We start from the raw sequence: 20,375 nt of genomic DNA on the forward strand, positions 1-20,375 counted from the left end.
CTTTGTGTCCAGAGCAGCGACGAAAGAAATGAGTCATCCTATAACATGAACGGAGGGTTTCTTATGCAAAATTCATCATCCACAGAAAAGTTCTCACAAGAAATGAACAAGCATTTTCAACCACAGGAAGTCGAGCGTGAAATTTACGCTGAGTGGGAAAAGTCAGGAACTTTCCAAGCGGATAGTAGCTCACCTCATCCTGCGTTTTCCATGGTGATTCCACCTCCCAATGTCACAGGAGTGCTCCATCTAGGTCATGCCTGGAACCATACATTGCAAGATATTCTGGCTCGCTATCATCGTATGCGAGGTAAAGATGTGCTTTGGTTGCCTGGAACTGACCATGCGGGCATTGCTACGCAGACACGTGTGGAAAAAATGTTGATGCAAGAGAATGGGCAGTCTCGTCACGATATTGGCAGAACGGCGTTTGTAGAAAAAGTTTGGGAATGGAAAGACAAGTACGGATCGGCCATTACTGAACAAATTCGCCGTCTTGGGGATTCGGTAGACTGGAGTCGAGAACGCTTCACGATGGATGAAGGTCTGTCTCAAGCGGTGCGCACCGTTTTTGTGGAACTTTATCAGAAAGGTTTAATATACCGCGGTAACCGCATCATCAACTGGTGCTCCAGATGCGGCACAGCACTTTCTGACATTGAAGTAGAGCATATTGAATTACCGGGAAAACTTTATCATATCCGCTACCCCTTGAAAGACGGTTCAGGTGAAGTGGTGATTGCTACAACACGTCCTGAAACATTTTTTGCGGATGTAGCTGTTGCTGTCCATCCAAATGATGAACGGTATAGTTCCTTAATTGGCAAAACGGTTATTCTGCCTTTGAGTGGTCGTGAGATTCCTATTTTGGCCGATCCGATTGTCGATCGAGAGTATGGTACAGGCTGTGTGAAAATTACACCAGCGCATGATCCAAACGATTTTGAAGTGGGACTCCGTCATCAATTGCCCCAGTTGCAATGTATCGGATCGGATGGAAAATTGAATGAACTGGCTATGGAGTTTGCTGGACGTAATGCATTAGAAGCACGCCAAGATGTTGTGGATGTACTGCGCAAGCAGGGCTATCTGCTTCACGTGACTGATATTGTGCATGCTGTGGGTCACTGCAGTCGTTGTTCTACAGTGGTCGATCCGCTTCTTTCTTTGCAGTGGTTTGTGCGTATGCAAAACTTAGCCGATCCAGCGTTGCAGTTTGTCCATCGTGGAGAATTACAATTTGTCCCGGCTCGATTTGAAAAAGTTTTTGTGCATTGGTTGGAAAATGTTAAAGATTGGTGTATCTCCCGGCAACTTTGGTGGGGGCATAGAATTCCTGCTTGGTATTGTGACGACTGTGGCGGTACGACAGTTCAACTGGAAGATGCTACATGTTGCGGGCATTGCAAGAGTACCCATATCCATCAGGATGAAGATGTATTGGATACGTGGTTTTCTTCAGCACTCTGGCCTTTTTCTACTTTAGGCTGGCCAGATACAGATACGCCGGATTATCAGAAATATTATCCGACTAGTGTTTTGGTGACCGCCTATGACATTATCTTTTTCTGGGTAGCACGGATGGTATTTATGGGATTAGAATTCACCGGCCAGATGCCGTTTCAAACCGTTGTTCTTCACGGTCTGATTCGCGACTCTGAAGGTCGAAAGATGTCGAAAAGTCTTGGCAATGGTGTCGATCCGATAGAAATTATAGAGCAGTATGGAGCAGATACGTTGCGCTTTTGTCTAGCTACTGGCACGTCACCGGGCAACGATCAGCGTTTTAGTATGGAGAAAATTGAAGGCAGCCGCAATTTTATGAATAAGTTATGGAATGCTGCTCGATTCGTGCGCATGAATTTATCCGATAGTTTTCAAGCAAGAACCATCGACTGGGATAAAATGGATATTGCCGATCGATGGATATTGCATCGTCTGGCCAAAGCGAATAAAAGTGCTCAAAGATTACTGGAAGAGTTTGAGTTTGGCGAAGCAGCACGAGTACTCTACGATTTTGCTTGGGATGATTTTTGTGATTGGTATATAGAAATGGCTAAAATCTCGCTTTATGGAGAGTCCATTGTCGATAAGGAACGAGTACAGACAGTTCTGTACGAAGTCCTGCAACAACTGTTACAAATGCTTCATCCTTTTATTCCATTTATTACAGAGGAAATTTGGTCTTACTTGCCACAAAGAAACGGTCAGTTGCTTGTTGCGTCCGATTGGCCGCAAATACAGCAGGCGTGGATCGATGATACTTGCGATACATTGATGGGTTCCATTCAAGAAGCGATTCGCAGCGTGCGAAATATTCGCAGTGAACGCAATATTCCGCCGAGCAGGGAGATTTCCCTTCTTATCCGGCCGCTTTCGGTTGAAGCAATGGAACGCTTTCAGCAGGGCCAATACTATATCCAAAAGCTTTGTCATGCGTCACAATTAGAAAACAAAATGGATATAGAGCCGCCTTCGCAGGCTATTGCACTGGCAGTATCGGGTGCAGAAATATTTATTCCTCTGGCTGGATTGATTGATTTGGCGGCGGAAAAAAATCGACTTGAACAAGAGAAGCGTCGTTGGCAACAGGAAATAGAGCGGATCGACAAAAAATTTAGCAATCCTAATTTTCTTGCTCGTGCACCTCAAGAAGTTGTAGAAGCTGAGAAAATCAAAAGAGAGGATTATGAGGCTCGATTGTCAGCAGTGGAAGAGCGATTGCGTGCAGTGGCTGCAATGGAGCAGTAGAAAGGAGAACGATTCTTGGCAGAAGTAAGTATAGAAGCGTGGCTTAAAGGCAGGCAACGCTTTGGCGTTCGGCCTGGTTTGGAGCGAATGCAAAAACTGCTAGAAGAATTGCATCATCCTGAGCAAGGACTGCAGTTTTTGCATATCGCTGGAACAAACGGAAAAGGTTCAGTTGCAGCAATGCTGACTTCGTTGCTCATGGCCAATCCTACCCATCTTGTGGGTACATTTACTTCGCCTTCTTTTGATGGTTATCGGGGAAGGTTTACGCTACAAAAGCAGCCTGTAGACGAAAAGAATTTTTTTCGATTGGCTCAGCGTGTCCGCACGGCTTGTGAACGGGTAGATGGGGACGATCCGTTAACAGAGTTTGAGGTTCTGACGGGCATGGCTTTACTTTATTTTGCAGAGCAACAAGTTTCACATGTCGTATGGGAAACAGGTCTCGGTGGACGTTATGACTCCACAAATGTAGTGAAACCGCTGGTTACCTGTATAACAAATGTAGGCATGGATCATGTGGAAATACTGGGTCCCACTCTGCGGCATATTGCCTATGATAAAGCTGGCATTATAAAATCGAACGTCCCGATAGTCACCGCTGCGCAGGATGTTGCGTACCGTGTGATAGAAGCGATTGCGCAGCAACAAACAGCCCCATTAATTCGTGTAGGACGTGATGTGGCTGCCATATTGGAAAAGATGGAACTGCTGGGACAGCGGCTATTTTACAGGGGATTGCATTGCGATATAGGGGGCATTTTTTTGCCGTTACACGGCGCCCATCAAGTTGAAAATGCAGCAGTAGCGCTGGCTATGCTGGAGTCCATCGGGTTGCTGCCTGATGCGCATGCACTGCGTGAAGCTATGAGCCGTGTCTCGTGGCCAATGCGCTTTGAGGTGCTCCAATGGCAGAATCGAACTTTTATTTTAGATGGAGCACATAATCCAGAAGGAGCAGCGGCCAGCTTGAAAACCATGCTTGCTTGGTTAGCGAGGTGTGGTAGAGAGAATGTTGAATGGACATTGGTCTTAGGAATTCTTTCGGATAAAGAAATTGATCGAATGATTGATATTTTGGTGCCGGATGCTGCAAACGTGATAGTGACTGCACCGCAAACCAGCCGAGCTTTTGCAAAAGAACATCTAGCTGATAAGATTCGTGAAAGGTATCCGTCGAAATCTGTCGAAGTAGCTATATCAATTCCTGCAGCGATGCAGCGAGCTGTCAACCTAGGCGAGTTTGCGTTGGTTTGCGGCTCCTTGTATACGGTTCATGAAGCGAGGCATGCTATTTTTAACTAACTGGATAGTGTTGGGCAATTTCTGCAGATGGGATGGTGATGCGCGTGAAATCGTTCAAGCACGTGCATTTTGTGGGCATTGGCGGCTATGGAATGAGTGCGATTGCGCGAGTATTAATGGATATGGGATTTGAAGTGTCCGGTTCAGATGTTTCCAGACAGGAATTGGCTGTACGCTTAGAGGAGCGGGGAGCCACAGTTTTTTATGGCCATCGTGCAGAGCAGGTGGCGGGTGCAGACGTCGTAGTTTACAATACCATGATTGCACCAGATAATGTGGAACTAATGGAAGCCAAAAGGCGGGATATTCCGGTCTTGCATCGGTCGGAAATGCTCGCGCGGCTGATGGAAGACCGGATGGGGATCGCAGTCACTGGAGCACATGGGAAAACAACAACTTCCTCTATGATTGCTTATATGATGGAACGGTGCGAGTGTGAACCTACATTTGTCATTGGTGGGGTTGTAAGCAACCTGGGAGAAAACGCACGTGCTGGCTGTGGAAACTATGTGGTAGCAGAGGCTGATGAAAGTGATGGCTCTTTTCTTCATTACCATCCCCATATTGCAGTCGTTACTAACGTAGAGCCAGATCATCTGGAACACTATGGCGGGGATTTTTCAAATCTCTTGAATGCGTATCAACAGTTTGTGTCGCAAATCCAGCCAAATGGTTTACTGGTTACTTCGGCGGAAGACCCGCATATGCAGAAGTTCGCGGCAAGCGCGCCCTGCCGAGTGGTTACTTTTTCAGCTAATCCAGATTCACAAGCAAATATTACTGCTCATTCGATTCATCTGATCGATCGCGGTAGTATTTCAGAAATCAGATTAAATGGAGAAGTGCTGGGTACACTGAGGTTACAATTGCCTGGTATTCATAATATTATGAATGCCATGGCTTGCCTAGCGGTTGGGTTGGAAGCTGGTTTAACGTTTGAAAAAATGGCGCAAGCCCTCTCTGAGTTTCATGGTGCCAAACGTCGATTTCAAGTTATTGGGGATGTACAAAATATTCTTATTATTGACGACTATGCTCACCATCCAACAGAAATACGTGCTACCATTGCAGCGGCTCAAGCAACCAAGCGTCGAATTGTAGCCGTTTTTCAACCGCAAAGATATACAAGAACGTATTTCCTCTTTGATGCATTTTCGCAAGCGTTTAGTGGTGCGGATGAGGTGGTCATAGCAGATATTTATTCTCCGGCCGGTGAGAGGAGAATAGAAGGTGTCACGGCTGAACGCTTGGTAGAACAGATTCGAGTCAAAAGTAATCCATCTGTCCGTTTTTTAAAAACAAAAAATGAAGTACTCCAGTATTTGTTAAGTACGGTGCAACCCGGAGACTTAGTTTTAACCATGGGGGCAGGTGATATATGGCAAGTTGCCCATCGACTGAGCGAAGCACTAAAAAGCAATCCAAGTGAAGCAAGAGCATTGGTTTAGTTTTTATACAGAAACAGTCTGTCCATTTAGACTTTGTTAGAACAAGCTTTAGTGCATAAGCAAAGAGAGTCGCTTTCATCAAACGGCTCTCTTTTTATTGTTTCTTAAATTATTTCGCAAAAATGTATTTCATTATTTAATGTCGCCAATTTTTTCTCTGTTTACGATAATAAACTGCTTTGGAAAACCAGTAATATGCAAATGCAATCAAAGCCAGCAAGATAGCTATTTTAATAAAGAAAGCCAAAAATATAGATAGAACGCCAATGGCCAGTATAGCGATTAATCCCCAGACCAGATAATAAAAAAACGGCATTCTTTCATCCCCTTTTTAATGCTCTGACTCTATTCTACCATAGTTTGTCCAATCCATCGTTTTGAAAACAGGTGGAAAAGTCGAATTTGACGAAAATGTGTTGAGATATGTTTTTTCGGGGGTGGTTTGGCTGCATTGTAAACTCGTATTTTTTCTGTATTTTAAATCTTTTGTTATTTTTATACTGGGATCTTTGATAGGTTTGTTTTGTATAGCAGTTGGAGAAAAACTGGTTCAACATTCTGCGGCATCTCTTGTGGATAGCTCTAAACATGTCATTCATCAATTGAAAAGTTCATTCTATTATCCTATGTGGATATTGGCATATGCTACTCTGGTTGAAGCTTTATGGATAGAAATTTCCACCACAAAAGTTTATATCATCAAATTTTTGATTTATTTCATCTTAATTGCATTTTTATTCGTTTTGGCAAGCGGTGATAGAATCAATTATTCTATTTCTGCTCCACTTTCTATACTCGCGTTTCTAGTATTTTTTGTTTTGATGATTTTTTTACTTCATATTTCGTTTTTGCTGGAAATTATCTCTGCCTTTTTTGGTTTTTTTCTGATTCTTATTTTAATTTTATTGAGCCGAAGAAAAATGGGATTTGGCGATGCGTTGATATTTCTCAATATAGGGACGGTATGTGGGATAACAGGTTGTTTATGGATATTATCTCTTGCCTCCTTCTTTGGTTGCATTATCTGTATTCCTTTGTTGTTTATAAAAAAATTGAATGCCAAAACAGCTATACCTTTTGTTCCTTTTATCACTGCAGCGACAGCTTTTTGGATGCTCTTGGGACAACAAATCACTCATTGGTATATTTCAATTCTTTGAAATAGAGGTGTGTTATTTGAATATCCTTGAGTTATTGGAGAAGGCTGTCCTGCACAACGCATCCGATATTCATTTAAGTGTAGGTTCTCCGCCGATATTACGCATTCAAGGCGTGCTGGTTGCCATTGAACGTGAGTTAGAGTCGGACGACATCCGTTCTTTTGCTAAGTTGATTATGACAGAAGAGCAGTTAGCTAAGTTGCAAAAGGAAAAAAATATCGACATGCTTTATAGCCTTCATGATAAGTTTCGATATCGTATAAATGCCTATATACAACGAGAACAACTTTCACTTGCCATCCGTATTGTACCTAGTCAAATACCGAGCTTGTCCGAGATGAATATGCCTAAAATTTTTTTACATCTTTGTCAACTTAGTCATGGTCTTGTTATTGTTACGGGTCCTACAGGATCGGGTAAATCGACGACACTCGCTGCAATGATCCAGCATATTAACCAAACCCAGAAGAAAAAAATTATCACTTTGGAAGATCCTATCGAATTTCTCTATTCACATATGGGATGTCTCATTGAACAGCGAGAAATAGGAAGAGACACGAACAGTTACGCGGATGGACTAAGGTCAGCTTTGCGCCAAGATCCAGACATTTTGTTGCTGGGTGAAATGCGTGATATCGAAACTATGGCTACAGCTATCACTGCAGCAGAGACTGGCCATTTGGTTTTCACTACTTTGCATACTCCAGATGCGACGAGTGCTATTGAAAGAATCATTGACGTGTTTCCCGCTATACAGCAACAACAAATAAGAGTTCAATTAGCTAATATTCTGCAAGCAGTGATTGCGCAAAAACTATTTCGTGGACCAGACAAGCAACGTGTCGCTGCCTATGAAATTCTCATCGGTAATACGGCTGTTGCCAACTTGATTCGACAAGAAAAAGTTCATCAAATACGGTCGATTATGCAAACTTCTCGTGAAGAAGGAATGCAAACCATGGAAATGCATATTCGTGAATTACTAGAAAAGCAACAAATTTTTTTCGAGGCTGATAGGGTTGCTATGACAACTTTCGGCAAACTTTTTAAAGACCGTTCGTTATGATGAATAGCAATCAAGCTGTTTGTACAACCGAGTTGAGGGATTGCTTACTAAGAGATAGTAACCTTTATCTGGTTTGCACTTTGTCCCTGATATAGGTATACTAACACCCAATGTGGCTCTGAATATCACCCTTTTCTCGGTATATCCATGAGAAGAGGTGGTGGAGTGCGTATTCCAAAGTCTAAAGTACTGTACTCATTCCTCGGCGCTACAGCAATGTTGGTTTCGCTTGGCACAGTGGCGAGCGCAAAAGTTCCGGGAAAAGTTACAGTGGATGACAATGGGCAACGCATTGTGTTTCAAACAGAACATCAAGAATCAGTTGCTTCTTTTTTAAGAGAACATGGTTATCAATTGAATCATCATGATTGGGTTCAGCCTGGATTGAGTACCCCTGTACAACCAGGCATGGTTATTCAAATTGAAACTCCGGCTATGGTGAAAATTGATAATCAAGGGCATTGGCAAACTGTATGGACTTTTGGGCAAAATGTTGACGAAGTTTTGGAAATGGATCATATCCATCTTCAGCCTGGTGATAAAGTATCTCTACCTTTGTCACAACCCATCGTCAACCACAGTGAAATTGTTATACAAAAAGACCAGCAGAAAATATATACAAAATTACAAGAGATACCATTTCAGACCATACAACGGCGAACACAAAAATTATTTGTTGGGCAAACGCAGGTGCTGTCGTACGGTGTGAAAGGGTTGCTTCAAGTGAAGACAATCCGTAATTTTGTAAATAATAAGCTGGTCAGTGAACATGTTGAACGTAAATGGATTCGTCAACCCCAATCAAAAATTGTTTTGGTTGGAACTTCTCCTCAAACCTATGAAGTGTCGAGCAGAAGTTATTCTCCTGGCATGTTTAGTGGTGAAATTACCGTTTTAGCCACGGCATATGTAGAAGGAGGGGTCACCTCAACTGGGTGGCTCGCTAGACCGGGTGTGATTGCGGTCGATCCGAATGTCATACCCTATGGCACGACACTTTATATCCCGGGAATTGGGGTTGTGCATGCAGAGGATACAGGTAGTGCTATTGTTGGCTATCATATAGACATTTGTATGGCCAATGCCGCCTTGGCGGACGCGTGGGGGCGCGGACAGTAACTGCCTATATTCTTAACTAAAGATTTTTTGAGATTGGGTGAGCGGAGTCACGTAAAACTGAACCAGATGAAAAAGTAGCCTTTCAAGGCTACTTTTTCATTCTATTTTTAGATGGTTTTTCATAGAATGTCCTATCTTTCAAAATAGATACCAGTCAATTTGGATAGGTAAAAAAAGGGGATGGACATCTATGGAGAAGCCTTCCTATCAAAAATCGAATTACGCATACGGCACTTTAGTCCGAGTGGGCGGAGAAGAATGGGTTGTAGCTCAACAAAATGGGCTTCCAATTGAAGAAAATGAAATCGAATCGGATAAGAAAGACAAAAAAATCGACCAAGTCAATGCAAACCAGCCACCTGTCTTAAAACCAATTCATATATTCCGCGCAGCTAATCCAGTAGAGTATATGCATCATAAATCTTTTCATCAAACGTTTCATTCTCATAAAAATAGTAAATTCGGAGATTGGCTAAAGCAATTATTAAATCGTCAAATTCATTTTTTTTTATCCTCAAAAGAAAAATTTCAGCTTGGAATGATTACAGGTCTCATTTTTGGATGTATGATTCTCATCTGGAGTCATATCATCCAGTATCATTCTATAAATCGCGTTGAGACAGAACCTGCTGCATCACAAGAAGTGCCAGTTTTACAAACAGGTCATCATTCATTATTGCAATTTCCTGGTTTTACAGTATGGGCAATGGAATATACTGGTCAACATCAAAAACAAGTGAAGGGCATCGGTTTATCCACAGAAATACACTTTACAGATGGCAGCAGACAATATCATATATTGGACATGGCTTTGGAGCCAACAGCACTGTTGTCCGAAGAACAAAAATTAGAAAAATCTGATATTCCGGTTAAAATTGAATTATTAACTGTACCTATTCGTACAATTCCCATACTTCCACAATCCAGTTTATCTTTAAATAAACAAGCAGAAAAAGATATAAATATGGAGAATAGTCTAATTCTTTCCTTGTTGGCGCATGTAGAGGATGGAGAAAATATGAACATTGTCGATACAACGTATAATCATTGGCTTACCGAACGTTTAAATAATTATCAAATTCAAACTACAGGTTTGCCCATACAAATCATAAAAGTTAATCAATATCTAGAATTGGCATATCGAGCTAGTTTGGAGAATGAACGTATAGCAGCTCAAAAAGACTTAATGAAAGCATTTCAAATCTGGATCCCTATTAACTCCTACAAATAAAATTGCATAGAAAGATAGTTTTAAATAAAGTTCATAAAGTTGCATATATCAATTAAAATAATGAAGAATCATGTTACCTTTCTTTATTGTGGACCTAGTATGATTTCTCTACTCTGTGTTTACCAGTTGATCAGAAGGCGAGGAATCAGGGTGGAAGGTCCCAAAAAAATGAATTTCCCAAGTAAAGATCAACCACGTGAAAGACTTATCCTACATGGTCCAGAATCATTAAGATCAGATGAATTGTTAGCCATTATTCTACAGGTTGGTCATCGTGATTGTTCTGTGTTCGACTTGGCTAAACAAATTTTAGAAGCCGTGGGTGGTATTCAAGGTCTTATTGATGTTAGACTTGAAGAATTGACGAAGCTTCATGGAGTTGGAAGGAATAAAGCTTTGCAAATTTGTGCTGCTGTAGAATTAGGGCGAAGAGTCATTGCTCCACCTTCTGAAGTGTATCCTATTATTCGCAGTGCGGAAGATGCTGCCAATTTAGTTATGGAGGAATTGCGATACCTAAAGCGAGAACATTTTGTTACACTTTATTTAGATACGAAGCACAGACTCATGGCTAAGGAAGTTTCGTCTATTGGAAGTCTGGATGCCTCCATTGTTCATCCTCGAGAAATTTTTATGCCTGCTGTAAGGAGAAGTGCTTCAGCAATTTTATGCATGCATAATCACCCAAGTGGAGATCCTACACCAAGTAAGGAAGATATATGCGTTACACAGCGCTTGGATGAGGTCGGCAGAATATTAGGTATTGAATTGCTCGATCACATTATTATTGGCGATGGTCGATTTTGCAGCTTGAAAGCAAAGCATCTAATATGATTTATTAAAATGTATGTGATTTGGGTATGATGGGCTGGGAATTGTTGAGAGGGGTTTGTTGACCGATGTTTTCAGTGCGAGATATGGGCGTTGATTTGGGTACAGCCAATACGTTGGTTTATGTAAAAGGTAAAGGAATTGTACTAAGAGAACCTTCTGTTGTTGCTATGAGAACGGATACTGGTGCGATTGAAGCTGTAGGTACTGAAGCCAAGCAGATGATAGGCAGAACGCCGGGAAATATAGTCGCTGTTCGGCCATTAAAAGATGGTGTCATTGCTGATTTTCAGACTACATCAACCATGTTGCGTCATTTTATTAGACAGGCCATGAAGACAAAGTCCAATTGGTCAGGAAAGCCGCGTGTAATGATTAGTGTGCCATCTGGGATTACAGCTGTTGAAAAGCGTGCAGTAGAAGACGCAGCTCTGGAGGCGGGAGCAAAAGATGCGCAAACGATTGAAGAACCCATGGCAGCAGCTATTGGGGCGGGATTGCCTGTGGGTGAACCGACCGGTTCGATGGTTGTGGATATAGGCGGTGGAACAACCGAGGTTGCCATTATATCACTGGGCGGAATAGTAACAAGCCGTTCTATACGCGTTGCTGGCGATGAATTGGATGAGGCTATCATACAGTATATTAAAAAGTCTTATAATTTAATGATTGGCGAGCGTACTGCTGAAGAGCTAAAGATTCAAATTGGCACGGCTATACCCGGACTGGAAGAAGGTCAAATGGATATTCGCGGTCGTGATTTGCTCACAGGTTTGCCAAAGAATTTTACTGTTAATGCAAAAGAAATTGGCGAAGCACTTTCGGATACCGTTTCTTCAATTATTGAGGCGGTTAAGGTTACTTTGGAAAAATCACCTCCTGAATTAGCGGCGGATATTATGGATCGCGGAATCGTTCTTACTGGTGGAGGGGCGCTCTTACGCCATTTGGATAAACGACTTTCAGATGAGACGGGAATGCCGGTTGTCGTTGCAGAAAACCCATTAGATTGCGTTGCTGTTGGAACAGGAAAAGCGCTTGACAATTATGATGTTTATCGGAGAAGAAGCGCAATGATGCGAAAGGCTCAGGGTAGGGCATAATTCCAAGTTTAAGGCGCAATAGATAGGATGTGGGATTCGGGTGTCCCGGTTATTTTCCAGCAGAAGATTATTCGTTTTATTGGTGAGCATCATTTTGCTAATTGTTCTGGCTGGTATTACTCTGGGTGGAACGGGAAGAATAGCCAATTTTCCTGAACAAATTATTATGAATACGGAGAGTGCTGTATCCGGGTTAATTTATCAACCTGTAAGTCAGGTGACTTCCTTTTTTTCTGGGTTAAGTAATTTACAACAACTATATCAGCAGAACGCACAGTTGAAGAGCGAGCTACAAAATTATGAAAGCATTCAATCACAACTGGTGGATTCTAAAGCTCAAATTCAACAATTAGAGAAAATGTTAGGTTATAAACAGACGGTAAATCAGTCTATGTCACTTGTTCCTGCTGATGTAACGGGTCGAGATCCTTCAACATGGAATTCTGAGTTGTTGATAGATGCTGGTCTTAATCAAGGGGTAAAACCTGATATGTCCGTAGTATCTCCAGATGGTAGCTTGGTAGGTCGTGTATCTGTCGTTTCGAGTAATAGTGCCAAGGTAGTTCTCATTACCGATACACAATTGGGGGATGGAGTTTCTGCATTTGTACAAACTTCTTCTGGTCAACAACCTTTTGGGATCGTAGTTGGTTCGACTCGAATTGCTGGTCAATTACAGATGAGCTTTTGGGCTCCATTGATTCAGGTGTCAGTTGGAGAGAAAGTGGTAACGTCTGGACTCAGTGATATATATCCTAAAGGCATATTGATAGGTACGATTTCAAGCGTACAGACAGGACCTCAAGGTTCAGCCCAAAGTGCAACGATTATTCCTGCGGCTAATTTAAATTATCTACAGCACGTTTTTGTTGTTACAAAAACAAAAACGATTGGGGAAACATTAAAATGAAAATTTTTGTAACTTTTATCGCGTTATGGATAGGATTGATACTTCAGTCCACTGTTTTTCAAATCCCGCCTTACAACGCGATTCAGCCCGACTTTGTTCTTGTCGGGCTTGTTCTTGTAGCGCTTATGAGGGGAACGAAACCCGCACTGTTTTTAGGGTTGCTTTTAGGTTTGATTCAAGACGTAGTATTTGGTTCATTTATTGGCCTTAATGCTTTTGCTCTCGCAGTCATAGCTTATTTTGCTGCTGCTGCATTTGCACAATTTATGCACAAGAATATAACCATAACTTTTTTGGTCACCCTATGTTGCAGCTTTATTGATGTTTGGTTAACTTTTGGGTTTACACGCATGTTCGGTGTAACAGCTTATAGTTGGATTACTGTAATATACCAATCTCTTGAACAAATGTTAATAAATGGTATATTGGTTCTTTTGCTTTATCCATTAGCAATAAAATTTTTGGCGATTTCTGCTGACAATCACTATGGCAAAGTTCCTGATGGAGAATGATAAGTTCTATTTCTATGATTTTATTTTGGCAATATTCCATTTGGAGCAGGAGTTAATTTTTTAATAGCGAATTCTTTTCGCCGGGCTATTGTAAAAATGGGGGAGTGTATTTGCTGCTGGAAAGCGAAAGACTTTCAAACGGCGAACGGGCTACAGTAACACTTAAAGGAACTAAGGAAGGTTTATTGTTGCTTTTAGACGATCAAGCTGAACTTAGTCGTTTGCTCGAAGATTTGGATAGTTTACTTAATGGTGAAAAAAAATCGTTTTTTTCTGGGCCGGGTGTAGCCATCTCTATTGATTATGGCAATAGGCAATTATCTTCTGAACATGATTATGAATTAATTAAAATATTACATTTGTTAATGGAGAAAGACAATTTATTCATAAAAGAATGGGGACCATCCACTTTAGCCAAACGCTCTCTTTTTGAAAATCAGAAAACGAATGTTCGTCAGACACTTTGGAAAGGAACGATACGTGCAGGACAAAAAATGGTTTTTGATGGTGATGTAGTTATTATTGGGGATGTGAATCCTGGCGGTGAAGTGCAGGCTACGGGTGATATATACTGTTTGGGACGTTTGAGAGGAATTGCTCATGCAGGAATCTTGGGCGATTGGTCAACTATTATTGCAGCTGCAGAATTTTCTCCTATGCAAATTCGTATTGCGGACATGATGAGCAGCGCCCCAGAGAGCCCGAAAAGAGCTTTAAAAACGACTATGGAATTTGCTTATCTCAGTGAAGAGGGAATCGCTATTGATAAACTCGATACTTTGCATAATTGGACGATGAAAGTTCGGTTAGAGAAAGAACACTCTCAGTAATTTCAGGAGGTTTGAATTTTTTGGGTACTTCAATCGTTGTAACTTCCGGAAAAGGTGGCGTTGGAAAGACCACAACTACCGCCAATATTGGTTCGGCGTTGGCGTTGCTTGGCAAAAGTGTTGTGTTGATAGATGCAGACATAGGTTTGCGAAATTTAGATGTTGTACTAGGTTTAGAAAATCGAATTGTTTACGACATTGTGGACGTTGCTACGGGAGACTGTCGGTTAGATCAGGCTCTCATTCGTGATAAACGTTTTGACCATCTGTCCCTGTTACCCGCTGCTCAAACGAAAGACAAGTCTGCTTTAACCGTCGATATGATGAAAAGTTTAGTCATGAAACTAAAGGAAGACTTTGATTTTGTCATTATAGATTGTCCTGCAGGTATTGAATTAGGATTTAGGGTAGCCGTATCTGGAGCTGATCGGGCTATTGTTGTCACGACTCCCGAAACCCCGGCAGTACGCGATGCTGATAGAGTTATTGGTCTGCTAGAAAATGAAGGAGTCTTGACGCCAAAATTGGTTGTCAACCGTATTCGTCCGCAAATGGTTAAACGTGGAGAAATGCTTGATATTGATGAAATCGTTCAAGTACTAGCTATTGATTTGCTGGGAATTGTTCCGGATGATGAAGCCATTATCAGCAATGCCAATAAAGGTGAACCAACCGTTATAAAACCGGATTCCAAAGCATCTATGGCCTATCGCAATATTGCTCGGCGCATGCTTGGTGATTCCGTACCACTGATGGTTTTGGAAGAGCAACGTGGGTTATGGGGTAAATTTAAAAAAGTATTTGGTAGTAAATCATAAAGTTATACATAGATTTACCTCTAGCATCATACTTTTGTCTTGAAAACAAAAGGAGATGCTGCATGATGTTAAAATCCAGTAACTCATTTTTCAAAGATCGTCTGAATCGTTTGATATCGAAAAAAAACAAAACTGAAGATTTCTATGAAGAAAATCCATTTGCCATTTCACCTCATGAAAATTCTAATGTCGAATCGAGTTCGCCAAGCCAGTTACCGAAACGTTGGGTGGACGAGTCATTGTCTCCTTATGGATTTGCGGACGATCACGGTGGTTTGCAACAAATGGATTCTCCTACATGGAGAAAAGTAAGTCGAGGTTTTGGAAAACAAAATCGTTTTATCCCCAAATCTGTGAGTTCAAATCCTTCTTTGAAGAAGAAAGATGCTCGAGGTTTAAATCATCCTCTGTTTATATGGAAAATATTCGGATCGCTTGCGCTTGTTTTAGCAGGTATCTATTCCTTACAAATGCACAATACCACCTCCAATCGTTTACATCTAGGTTATCAATGGGCAATGAGTACTGATGAAACAAGTAAAGTTATACCGTTTTTGGATAAATTGGCTCAACAATTACGCATTCAATTGCCAAGCTTTGGTGTACAAGCTGCAGAAAAATTGCATGACCCCGTTTCTGGCGTCCTTGTTGCTGACTATTCGAATGCTCATCCTGAAATTTGGATACAGACGGTACCGGGAGCTGTAGTTGATGCAGCGGGTTCGGGTAATGTGGTTGCAATTTCTAAAGATGGTAAGGATGAATTGGTGGAAATTAATAACGGAAGCTTTGGGTATTCTCTTTATGCGGGTTTAGCAAATGTGACTGTAAAAATTCATCAGTATGTCTATGCAGGACAAATTATAGGTCATATGCCTGCAAATAGTAGTCAACCTGTATTAAGGTTTTCAATGTTCAAAAACGGACAATTTGAAAATCCGCATCAATGGATAAAATTTTAATGAATCGAACAAATTATCGAGGTCTTTCTATGCTGACAAGATTGAACTGTATCATGCGAAAAAAAAATATCATTCATATTCACCCTCTTTTTGCCATTATGATTTTGTTGGCCATTCCAAGTGGATTTGTTATACAAGCATTGATGCTTTTTGGGATTGTTTTATTGCATGAGTTTGGTCATGTCATTGTGGCTAAAAAGTATGGATATGAGATTGATAAAATTACTTTGCTACCCTTTGGTGGAATGGCAGAGCTAAAAGATCAATCTATTGGATTTCATCCCAGGCGCGAATCTTCAATTGCTATTGCAGGCCCCGCTGTAAATATTCTGCTCATTCCAATCGGATATATATTCACCCGATCTCCGCTATTCTCTAGTTATTGGAATTCGTTTTTTTTAATCAATTTTTGGATATTCATGTTCAATATGTTACCTGCTTTACCGCTTGATGGAGGGAGAATTATCCGAGCAATCCGGGCGAGAGAAATAGGATATGAACATGCGACAAGGGAGGCATATCAAATGGCGATTATCTTGTCGGTTCTCCTGTTCTGTTTCTCCGTGATTACTTTTGTAGTTGGTAAACCTCATCTGGGAGCGTTTATGCTGGCAATTTTTCTGTTTGTCGGGGCACTTACAGGGCGAAAAAAAGTGCGCCTAGAAACTATGCAATTTTTAAGAAATAAACATCAAAATTATCCAGTTACCAATTCTATTACCTCATTAGCAGTATCTGCATCCGCAAGTGTTAGAGATGCAGCACTGCGCTGTAGCCCCGATCGTTATATGTTATTTTACGTTCTTGGAGATACTGGAGAAATCATGGGTATGATAGATGAAAGTGAAATCGCTACTGCAGTATTTCGCGGAGATTGGATGAAATCAATGGAAGAATTATTAAAAGAATTAGTTCGTTAGATGAGTGTACAAATACCATACAGTATGTGCAATTGCATTGTTTTTTGATTTTTGTTATTCTATAAAGAGTGCTTGCTATACGCACATGCCGCTTGTGAAAGGTTAAAATGCATTTAGGCAACCTTAGCAGCGAGTTCTGAAAACAGAGGTGCTTTATGTACGCAATCGTGGAATCTGGAGGAAAACAGTTTAAAGTTGAGGAAGGGCAAACTATAACGGTTGAAAAATTACCAGTTGAAGTTGGCCAAACGGTACTTTTGGATAAGGTGTTTTTAATTCAAAACAATGGACAGCTTAAAATTGGCACACCTTATGTGGAAGGCGCAGTTGTTAAAGCTGTTGTGGAATCTCACGGTAAAGATAAAAAAATCATTGTTTTTAAATATAAAGCTAAAAAGAACTATCACAAAAAACAAGGTCATCGTCAGCCCTTCACGAAATTGAAAATTGAAACCATCCAGGGTTGAGTCTTTGTGATTAAAGTTTTCGTTCGTACTTCCAATCAACAAGTAGTGAGTTTTGAAATCCATGGACATGCAGGATTTGATGTAAATGGCAAGGATATTGTATGTGCTGCAGTTTCTGTTTTAGCCTATAATTGCATTAACTCTTGTGAAGTCTTAGCAGGAACAGCATTACATGTAACAGATACTGGACAGAAGATGTCAGTTTCTATTCCTCAAAATGTGAGTAAAGAAGTTTGTCTTCTTATATCTTCGTTTGTCTTGGGTATTGAACAAATTTGTCAGCAATATCCAGAATATGTTCAAATCTATTCAATTGAATCCTAGTATTGTAGGATGGGAGTGTTTTTGTGATGTTGTTAATGAATTTGCAAAGATTTGCTCATAAAAAAGGTGTTTCAAGTACCCGTAACGGTCGAGATAGTGAATCGAAGCGTCTGGGTGTTAAACGGGCAGACGGTCAATTGGTGACGGCTGGGAGTATTTTAGTTCGTCAACGTGGTACTAAAATTCATCCTGGCACGAATGTTGGTATTGGTAAAGATGATACCTTATTTGCAAAATTAGAGGGCAAAGTTAAGTTTGAGCCATTTGGCCGAGGGAAAAAGAAAGTAAGTGTATATCCTGTTTTAGAAACAGTGTCGGCTCAAAACTAACCTATAATTCAATAGGTAGAGTAGACAGTATCAGATGAGGAATCGAGCTTGGCCTTTAAAGGCCAGGCTTTTTTTGGAGGAGCCCGCTTTGCAGGACAAACTATCTTGGTTTCGTGGTCATCGCCATGAAGTGCTCAATAAACTTCAATTGATTCGCGCTTATATGCAAATGAACCGTTTAGAATCTGCTTTGGAGCATATCGATCAATTGTCGATTTGGTTGCGTTCTTTATCAGAGTTACAAAATTCTCAAATTCCCGATCCTGTTATAGAAGTTTTTGCAGAATGTTCCTACCTTCAATGTGAATTTATTTCACAAATTAATGAAGTGACTCATCTTTTTGGATTGGATACCTTGATCTGCACGCTTATAGAATTAAATAATTTTGCAAATCAATATTTGCATAAACCTCTTACGATAAAAACAAAAAAGAGCCTGGATACACTTCAACTATTCTTTATATTACCTATGAAGTTACAATACGAATATTTAGAGTGGATAAAAGAAATGGAAATTAAATTATCGAAATTAATGCAACCGTTGTTTCATGTTCAATTTGAATGAAAGGGTGTAACTGATGTTTATTGATCAAGCTAAAATTTATGTAAAAGGTGGAGACGGTGGTGATGGTATCGTCAGTTATAGAAGAGAGAAATACGTACCTTTAGGGGGCCAGCAGGTGGAGATGGGGGACGTGGTGGAGATGTTGTATTTATAGTTGATGAAGGATTAAGGACATTGATTGATTTTAAATATCAAAAACATTTTAAAGCTAAATCAGGTGAGCGAGGTAAGCCGAAAAATCAACATGGAGCTTCAGCAGATGATTTTATAGTTAAAGTTCCACCGGGAACAGTTATCAGAGATTTAGATACCAACGAATTTCTTGGCGATCTTGTTCATCATGGCCAAAAACTAGTTGTTGCTAAGGGAGGCAGAGGGGGTAGAGGCAATACACGATTTGCTTCCGAGAGTAATAAAGCACCTGATATGGCCGAAAAAGGAGAGCCGGGACAAGAAAGATGGATTGAATTAGAATTGAAAGTACTTGCAGATGTAGGATTGATAGGTTTTCCGAGTGTGGGGAAAAGTACATTGTTAAGTAAAGTCTCTGCAGCTCGTCCTAAAGTTGCGGCATATCCATTTACTACGTTAACCCCAGAATTGGGTGTCGTTCGTTTAGATGAGGGAAGAAGCTTTGTTATGGCCGATTTACCTGGTCTAATCGAAGGGGCGCATGAAGGACATGGATTAGGTTTGGATTTTTTACGCCATATTGAACGTACTCTTCTTCTGATTCATGTGATCGATATGGCTGCAATGGAAGGAAGAGATCCGATCTCTGACTATGAGATTATTCAACATGAATTAAAATATTATCATAAGCACCTTGAAGACAAACCACAAATTGTGGTTGCTAACAAAATGGATGTACCAGATGCTCAGGAACATCTTCAAAAATTCCTTCATCGTTATCCTGAACTTCAGGTTTTGACGGTTTCTACATTAACTGGTGAGGGATTAGACAAGCTGCTAAATATGACTTATGAAAATCTTCAAGTGATTCTTAATCAACGTAAAGAAGAAGAGAAACTTCAAGAGAATCAACCTTCTGAAGAGAAAAAAATCTATCGTTTTGAAGAGAACAAAAAATTTGAAATTCGTAAAGAAGGTAACCGATATATTGTCATAAGCTCTCAACTGGAAAAAATGATAAAAATGACAAATTTTTCACAACAAGATGCTGTTTTTCGCTTTCAAAGAATAATGAAACTACAGGGTGTAGATGAAGCTTTACGCCAAAAAGGTGCACAAGATGGTGACACAGTCCAAATTGGAGATATGGAATTTGATTTTGTGGAATAATGTTGCTGAGCCTAATTGGTGGAAATATATTTCTTCAAATGTATTATATTACTTGTGCTCGAATTTCCCGAGGGAATCGGCTGGTTTTCTTGTTCGGGATTTGAATGGCGAAGTATGTTTTTTTCCTATTCCTGTATTTTCAAGTTCCGATCATTTCTATTGGGATGTTGAAAAATTTGTACCTTTACTTTATTTTTTTCATAAAGAAAAATATGAGATTATGGCAACAGTACATTCACACATTGGTGACAAGGCTCCTGCACAAATGTCCACTGCAGATCATCTTCTGCATGAGTGGGCATCTTTTCATGTCCTCGTTTCTATTTTCCACTCACGATCTACGGAATATTTTGTGAAATTCTATAGTTCTCAAGAATTTATATTTAATAATAAATTGTAAAAAGGAAATTAAATGAGATGGA

At 40.5% G+C, this 20,375-nt stretch carries 21 protein-coding genes and 1 pseudogene; 21 read left to right on the forward strand and 1 reads right to left on the reverse strand.

The genetic code is table 11. The features are described from left to right. Positions 1-63: 63 nt before the first annotated feature. The 3 genes from FY534_RS05665 to murC are packed head-to-tail and all read left to right on the forward strand — an operon-like array spanning position 64 to position 5,504. Complete coding sequence (locus tag FY534_RS05665) at positions 64-2,751, forward strand: valine--tRNA ligase (RefSeq protein ID WP_238413685.1); 2,688 nt, start codon at positions 64-66, stop codon at positions 2,749-2,751. 15 nt (positions 2,752-2,766) lie between these two features. Continuing rightward, positions 2,767-4,056, forward strand: coding sequence for a bifunctional folylpolyglutamate synthase/dihydrofolate synthase (locus FY534_RS05670; RefSeq protein ID WP_203115396.1), 1,290 nt, complete (start codon positions 2,767-2,769; stop codon positions 4,054-4,056). Positions 4,057-4,100: 44 nt separating this feature from the next. Next, positions 4,101-5,504, forward strand: a complete 1,404-nt coding sequence (gene murC / locus FY534_RS05675) for a UDP-N-acetylmuramate--L-alanine ligase (RefSeq protein WP_203115397.1) — start codon at positions 4,101-4,103, stop codon at positions 5,502-5,504. A 136-nt stretch (positions 5,505-5,640) separates the two neighbouring features. Here murC and FY534_RS05680 read toward each other — a convergent pair whose 3' ends face one another. Then, entirely contained in the window at positions 5,641-5,820 is a 180-nt protein-coding gene (locus FY534_RS05680; RefSeq protein ID WP_072875275.1) for a hypothetical protein, read from the reverse strand. Positions 5,821-6,022: 202 nt separating this feature from the next. On the opposite strand from FY534_RS05680, the gene FY534_RS05685 reads away from it, so the two are divergent. From FY534_RS05685 to FY534_RS05770, 18 genes and pseudogenes are all read left to right on the forward strand, one after another. Further along, the gene (locus tag FY534_RS05685) at positions 6,023-6,664 is read left to right on the forward strand and encodes a prepilin peptidase (protein WP_238413686.1); all 642 of its coding nucleotides are present in this window, start codon (positions 6,023-6,025) and stop codon (positions 6,662-6,664) included. Between the two features lie 16 nt (positions 6,665-6,680). Further along, positions 6,681-7,730: a type IV pilus twitching motility protein PilT gene (locus tag FY534_RS05690; protein ID WP_238413687.1), complete on the forward strand. Its 1,050-nt coding sequence runs from the start codon at positions 6,681-6,683 to the stop codon at positions 7,728-7,730. A 165-nt stretch (positions 7,731-7,895) separates the two neighbouring features. After that, positions 7,896-8,849: a resuscitation-promoting factor gene (locus tag FY534_RS05695; protein WP_203115400.1), complete on the forward strand. Its 954-nt coding sequence runs from the start codon at positions 7,896-7,898 to the stop codon at positions 8,847-8,849. 190 nt (positions 8,850-9,039) lie between these two features. After that, the gene (locus FY534_RS05700; RefSeq protein WP_203115401.1) at positions 9,040-10,080 is read left to right on the forward strand and encodes a hypothetical protein; all 1,041 of its coding nucleotides are present in this window, start codon (positions 9,040-9,042) and stop codon (positions 10,078-10,080) included. Between the two features lie 144 nt (positions 10,081-10,224). After that, positions 10,225-10,914 (forward strand): RadC family protein, encoded by a 690-nt coding sequence (gene radC, locus FY534_RS05705; protein ID WP_370541562.1) that lies wholly within the window; start codon positions 10,225-10,227, stop codon positions 10,912-10,914. A gap of 65 nt (positions 10,915-10,979) precedes the next feature. Continuing rightward, positions 10,980-12,014, forward strand: a complete 1,035-nt coding sequence (locus FY534_RS05710) for a rod shape-determining protein (RefSeq protein WP_072875270.1) — start codon at positions 10,980-10,982, stop codon at positions 12,012-12,014. Between the two features lie 40 nt (positions 12,015-12,054). Then, positions 12,055-12,924: a rod shape-determining protein MreC gene (gene mreC, locus FY534_RS05715; RefSeq protein ID WP_203115402.1), complete on the forward strand. Its 870-nt coding sequence runs from the start codon at positions 12,055-12,057 to the stop codon at positions 12,922-12,924. Continuing rightward, the gene (gene mreD, locus FY534_RS05720; RefSeq protein WP_203115403.1) at positions 12,921-13,436 is read left to right on the forward strand and encodes a rod shape-determining protein MreD; all 516 of its coding nucleotides are present in this window, start codon (positions 12,921-12,923) and stop codon (positions 13,434-13,436) included. The genes mreC and mreD overlap by 4 nt, the downstream gene beginning before the upstream one ends. Before the next feature lie 104 nt (positions 13,437-13,540). Beyond that, positions 13,541-14,266 carry a septum site-determining protein MinC gene (minC, locus tag FY534_RS05725; RefSeq protein WP_083574396.1) on the forward strand — a complete coding sequence of 242 codons (726 nt, stop codon included), beginning with the start codon at positions 13,541-13,543 and terminating at the stop codon, positions 14,264-14,266. A 20-nt stretch (positions 14,267-14,286) separates the two neighbouring features. Further along, positions 14,287-15,084, forward strand: a complete 798-nt coding sequence (minD, locus tag FY534_RS05730) for a septum site-determining protein MinD (RefSeq protein ID WP_072875266.1) — start codon at positions 14,287-14,289, stop codon at positions 15,082-15,084. 62 nt (positions 15,085-15,146) lie between these two features. Beyond that, positions 15,147-16,046: a M23 family metallopeptidase gene (locus FY534_RS05735; RefSeq protein ID WP_203115404.1), complete on the forward strand. Its 900-nt coding sequence runs from the start codon at positions 15,147-15,149 to the stop codon at positions 16,044-16,046. A 53-nt stretch (positions 16,047-16,099) separates the two neighbouring features. Next, on the forward strand, positions 16,100-16,966 hold the full coding sequence (locus tag FY534_RS05740; RefSeq protein WP_165612040.1) for a M50 family metallopeptidase: 867 nt from the start codon (positions 16,100-16,102) through the stop codon (positions 16,964-16,966). Between the two features lie 155 nt (positions 16,967-17,121). Then, positions 17,122-17,433 carry a 50S ribosomal protein L21 gene (gene rplU / locus FY534_RS05745; RefSeq protein ID WP_072875263.1) on the forward strand — a complete coding sequence of 104 codons (312 nt, stop codon included), beginning with the start codon at positions 17,122-17,124 and terminating at the stop codon, positions 17,431-17,433. Between the two features lie 6 nt (positions 17,434-17,439). After that, positions 17,440-17,757 carry a ribosomal-processing cysteine protease Prp gene (locus FY534_RS05750; RefSeq protein WP_072875262.1) on the forward strand — a complete coding sequence of 106 codons (318 nt, stop codon included), beginning with the start codon at positions 17,440-17,442 and terminating at the stop codon, positions 17,755-17,757. Between the two features lie 26 nt (positions 17,758-17,783). After that, positions 17,784-18,086, forward strand: a complete 303-nt coding sequence (gene rpmA / locus FY534_RS05755) for a 50S ribosomal protein L27 (RefSeq protein ID WP_072875261.1) — start codon at positions 17,784-17,786, stop codon at positions 18,084-18,086. Between the two features lie 88 nt (positions 18,087-18,174). After that, a complete protein-coding gene (locus FY534_RS05760; RefSeq protein WP_072875260.1) occupies positions 18,175-18,651 on the forward strand; it encodes a Spo0B domain-containing protein in 477 nt (158 codons plus the stop codon). Between the two features lie 13 nt (positions 18,652-18,664). After that, a pseudogene (gene obgE / locus FY534_RS05765) lies at positions 18,665-19,953 on the forward strand (GTPase ObgE). Next, a complete protein-coding gene (locus FY534_RS05770; RefSeq protein ID WP_238413688.1) occupies positions 19,937-20,353 on the forward strand; it encodes an MPN domain-containing protein in 417 nt (138 codons plus the stop codon). Before obgE ends, FY534_RS05770 begins: the two are co-directional and overlap by 17 nt. The last annotated feature ends 22 nt before the right edge of the window (positions 20,354-20,375 follow it).

The sequence above is a fragment of the Alicyclobacillus sp. TC genome, assembly GCF_016804365.1.
Taxonomy (GTDB): domain Bacteria; phylum Bacillota; class Bacilli; order Alicyclobacillales; family Alicyclobacillaceae; genus Alicyclobacillus_I; species Alicyclobacillus_I tolerans.

Excerpts from the sequence above, each read along its gene's own strand:
- FY534_RS05665 (WP_238413685.1), top strand. The coding sequence starts at position 64 with ATGCAAAATTCATCATCCACAGAAAAGTTCTCACAAGAAATGAACAAG.
- FY534_RS05680 (WP_072875275.1), bottom strand. The coding sequence starts at position 5,820 with ATGCCGTTTTTTTATTATCTGGTCTGGGGATTAATCGCTATACTGGCC.
- FY534_RS05700 (WP_203115401.1), top strand. The coding sequence starts at position 9,040 with ATGGAGAAGCCTTCCTATCAAAAATCGAATTACGCATACGGCACTTTA.
- FY534_RS05710 (WP_072875270.1), top strand. The coding sequence starts at position 10,980 with ATGTTTTCAGTGCGAGATATGGGCGTTGATTTGGGTACAGCCAATACG.
- mreD (WP_203115403.1), top strand. The coding sequence starts at position 12,921 with ATGAAAATTTTTGTAACTTTTATCGCGTTATGGATAGGATTGATACTT.
- FY534_RS05735 (WP_203115404.1), top strand. The coding sequence starts at position 15,147 with ATGATGTTAAAATCCAGTAACTCATTTTTCAAAGATCGTCTGAATCGT.
- FY534_RS05740 (WP_165612040.1), top strand. The coding sequence starts at position 16,100 with ATGCGAAAAAAAAATATCATTCATATTCACCCTCTTTTTGCCATTATG.
- rplU (WP_072875263.1), top strand. The coding sequence starts at position 17,122 with ATGTACGCAATCGTGGAATCTGGAGGAAAACAGTTTAAAGTTGAGGAA.
- rpmA (WP_072875261.1), top strand. The coding sequence starts at position 17,784 with ATGTTGTTAATGAATTTGCAAAGATTTGCTCATAAAAAAGGTGTTTCA.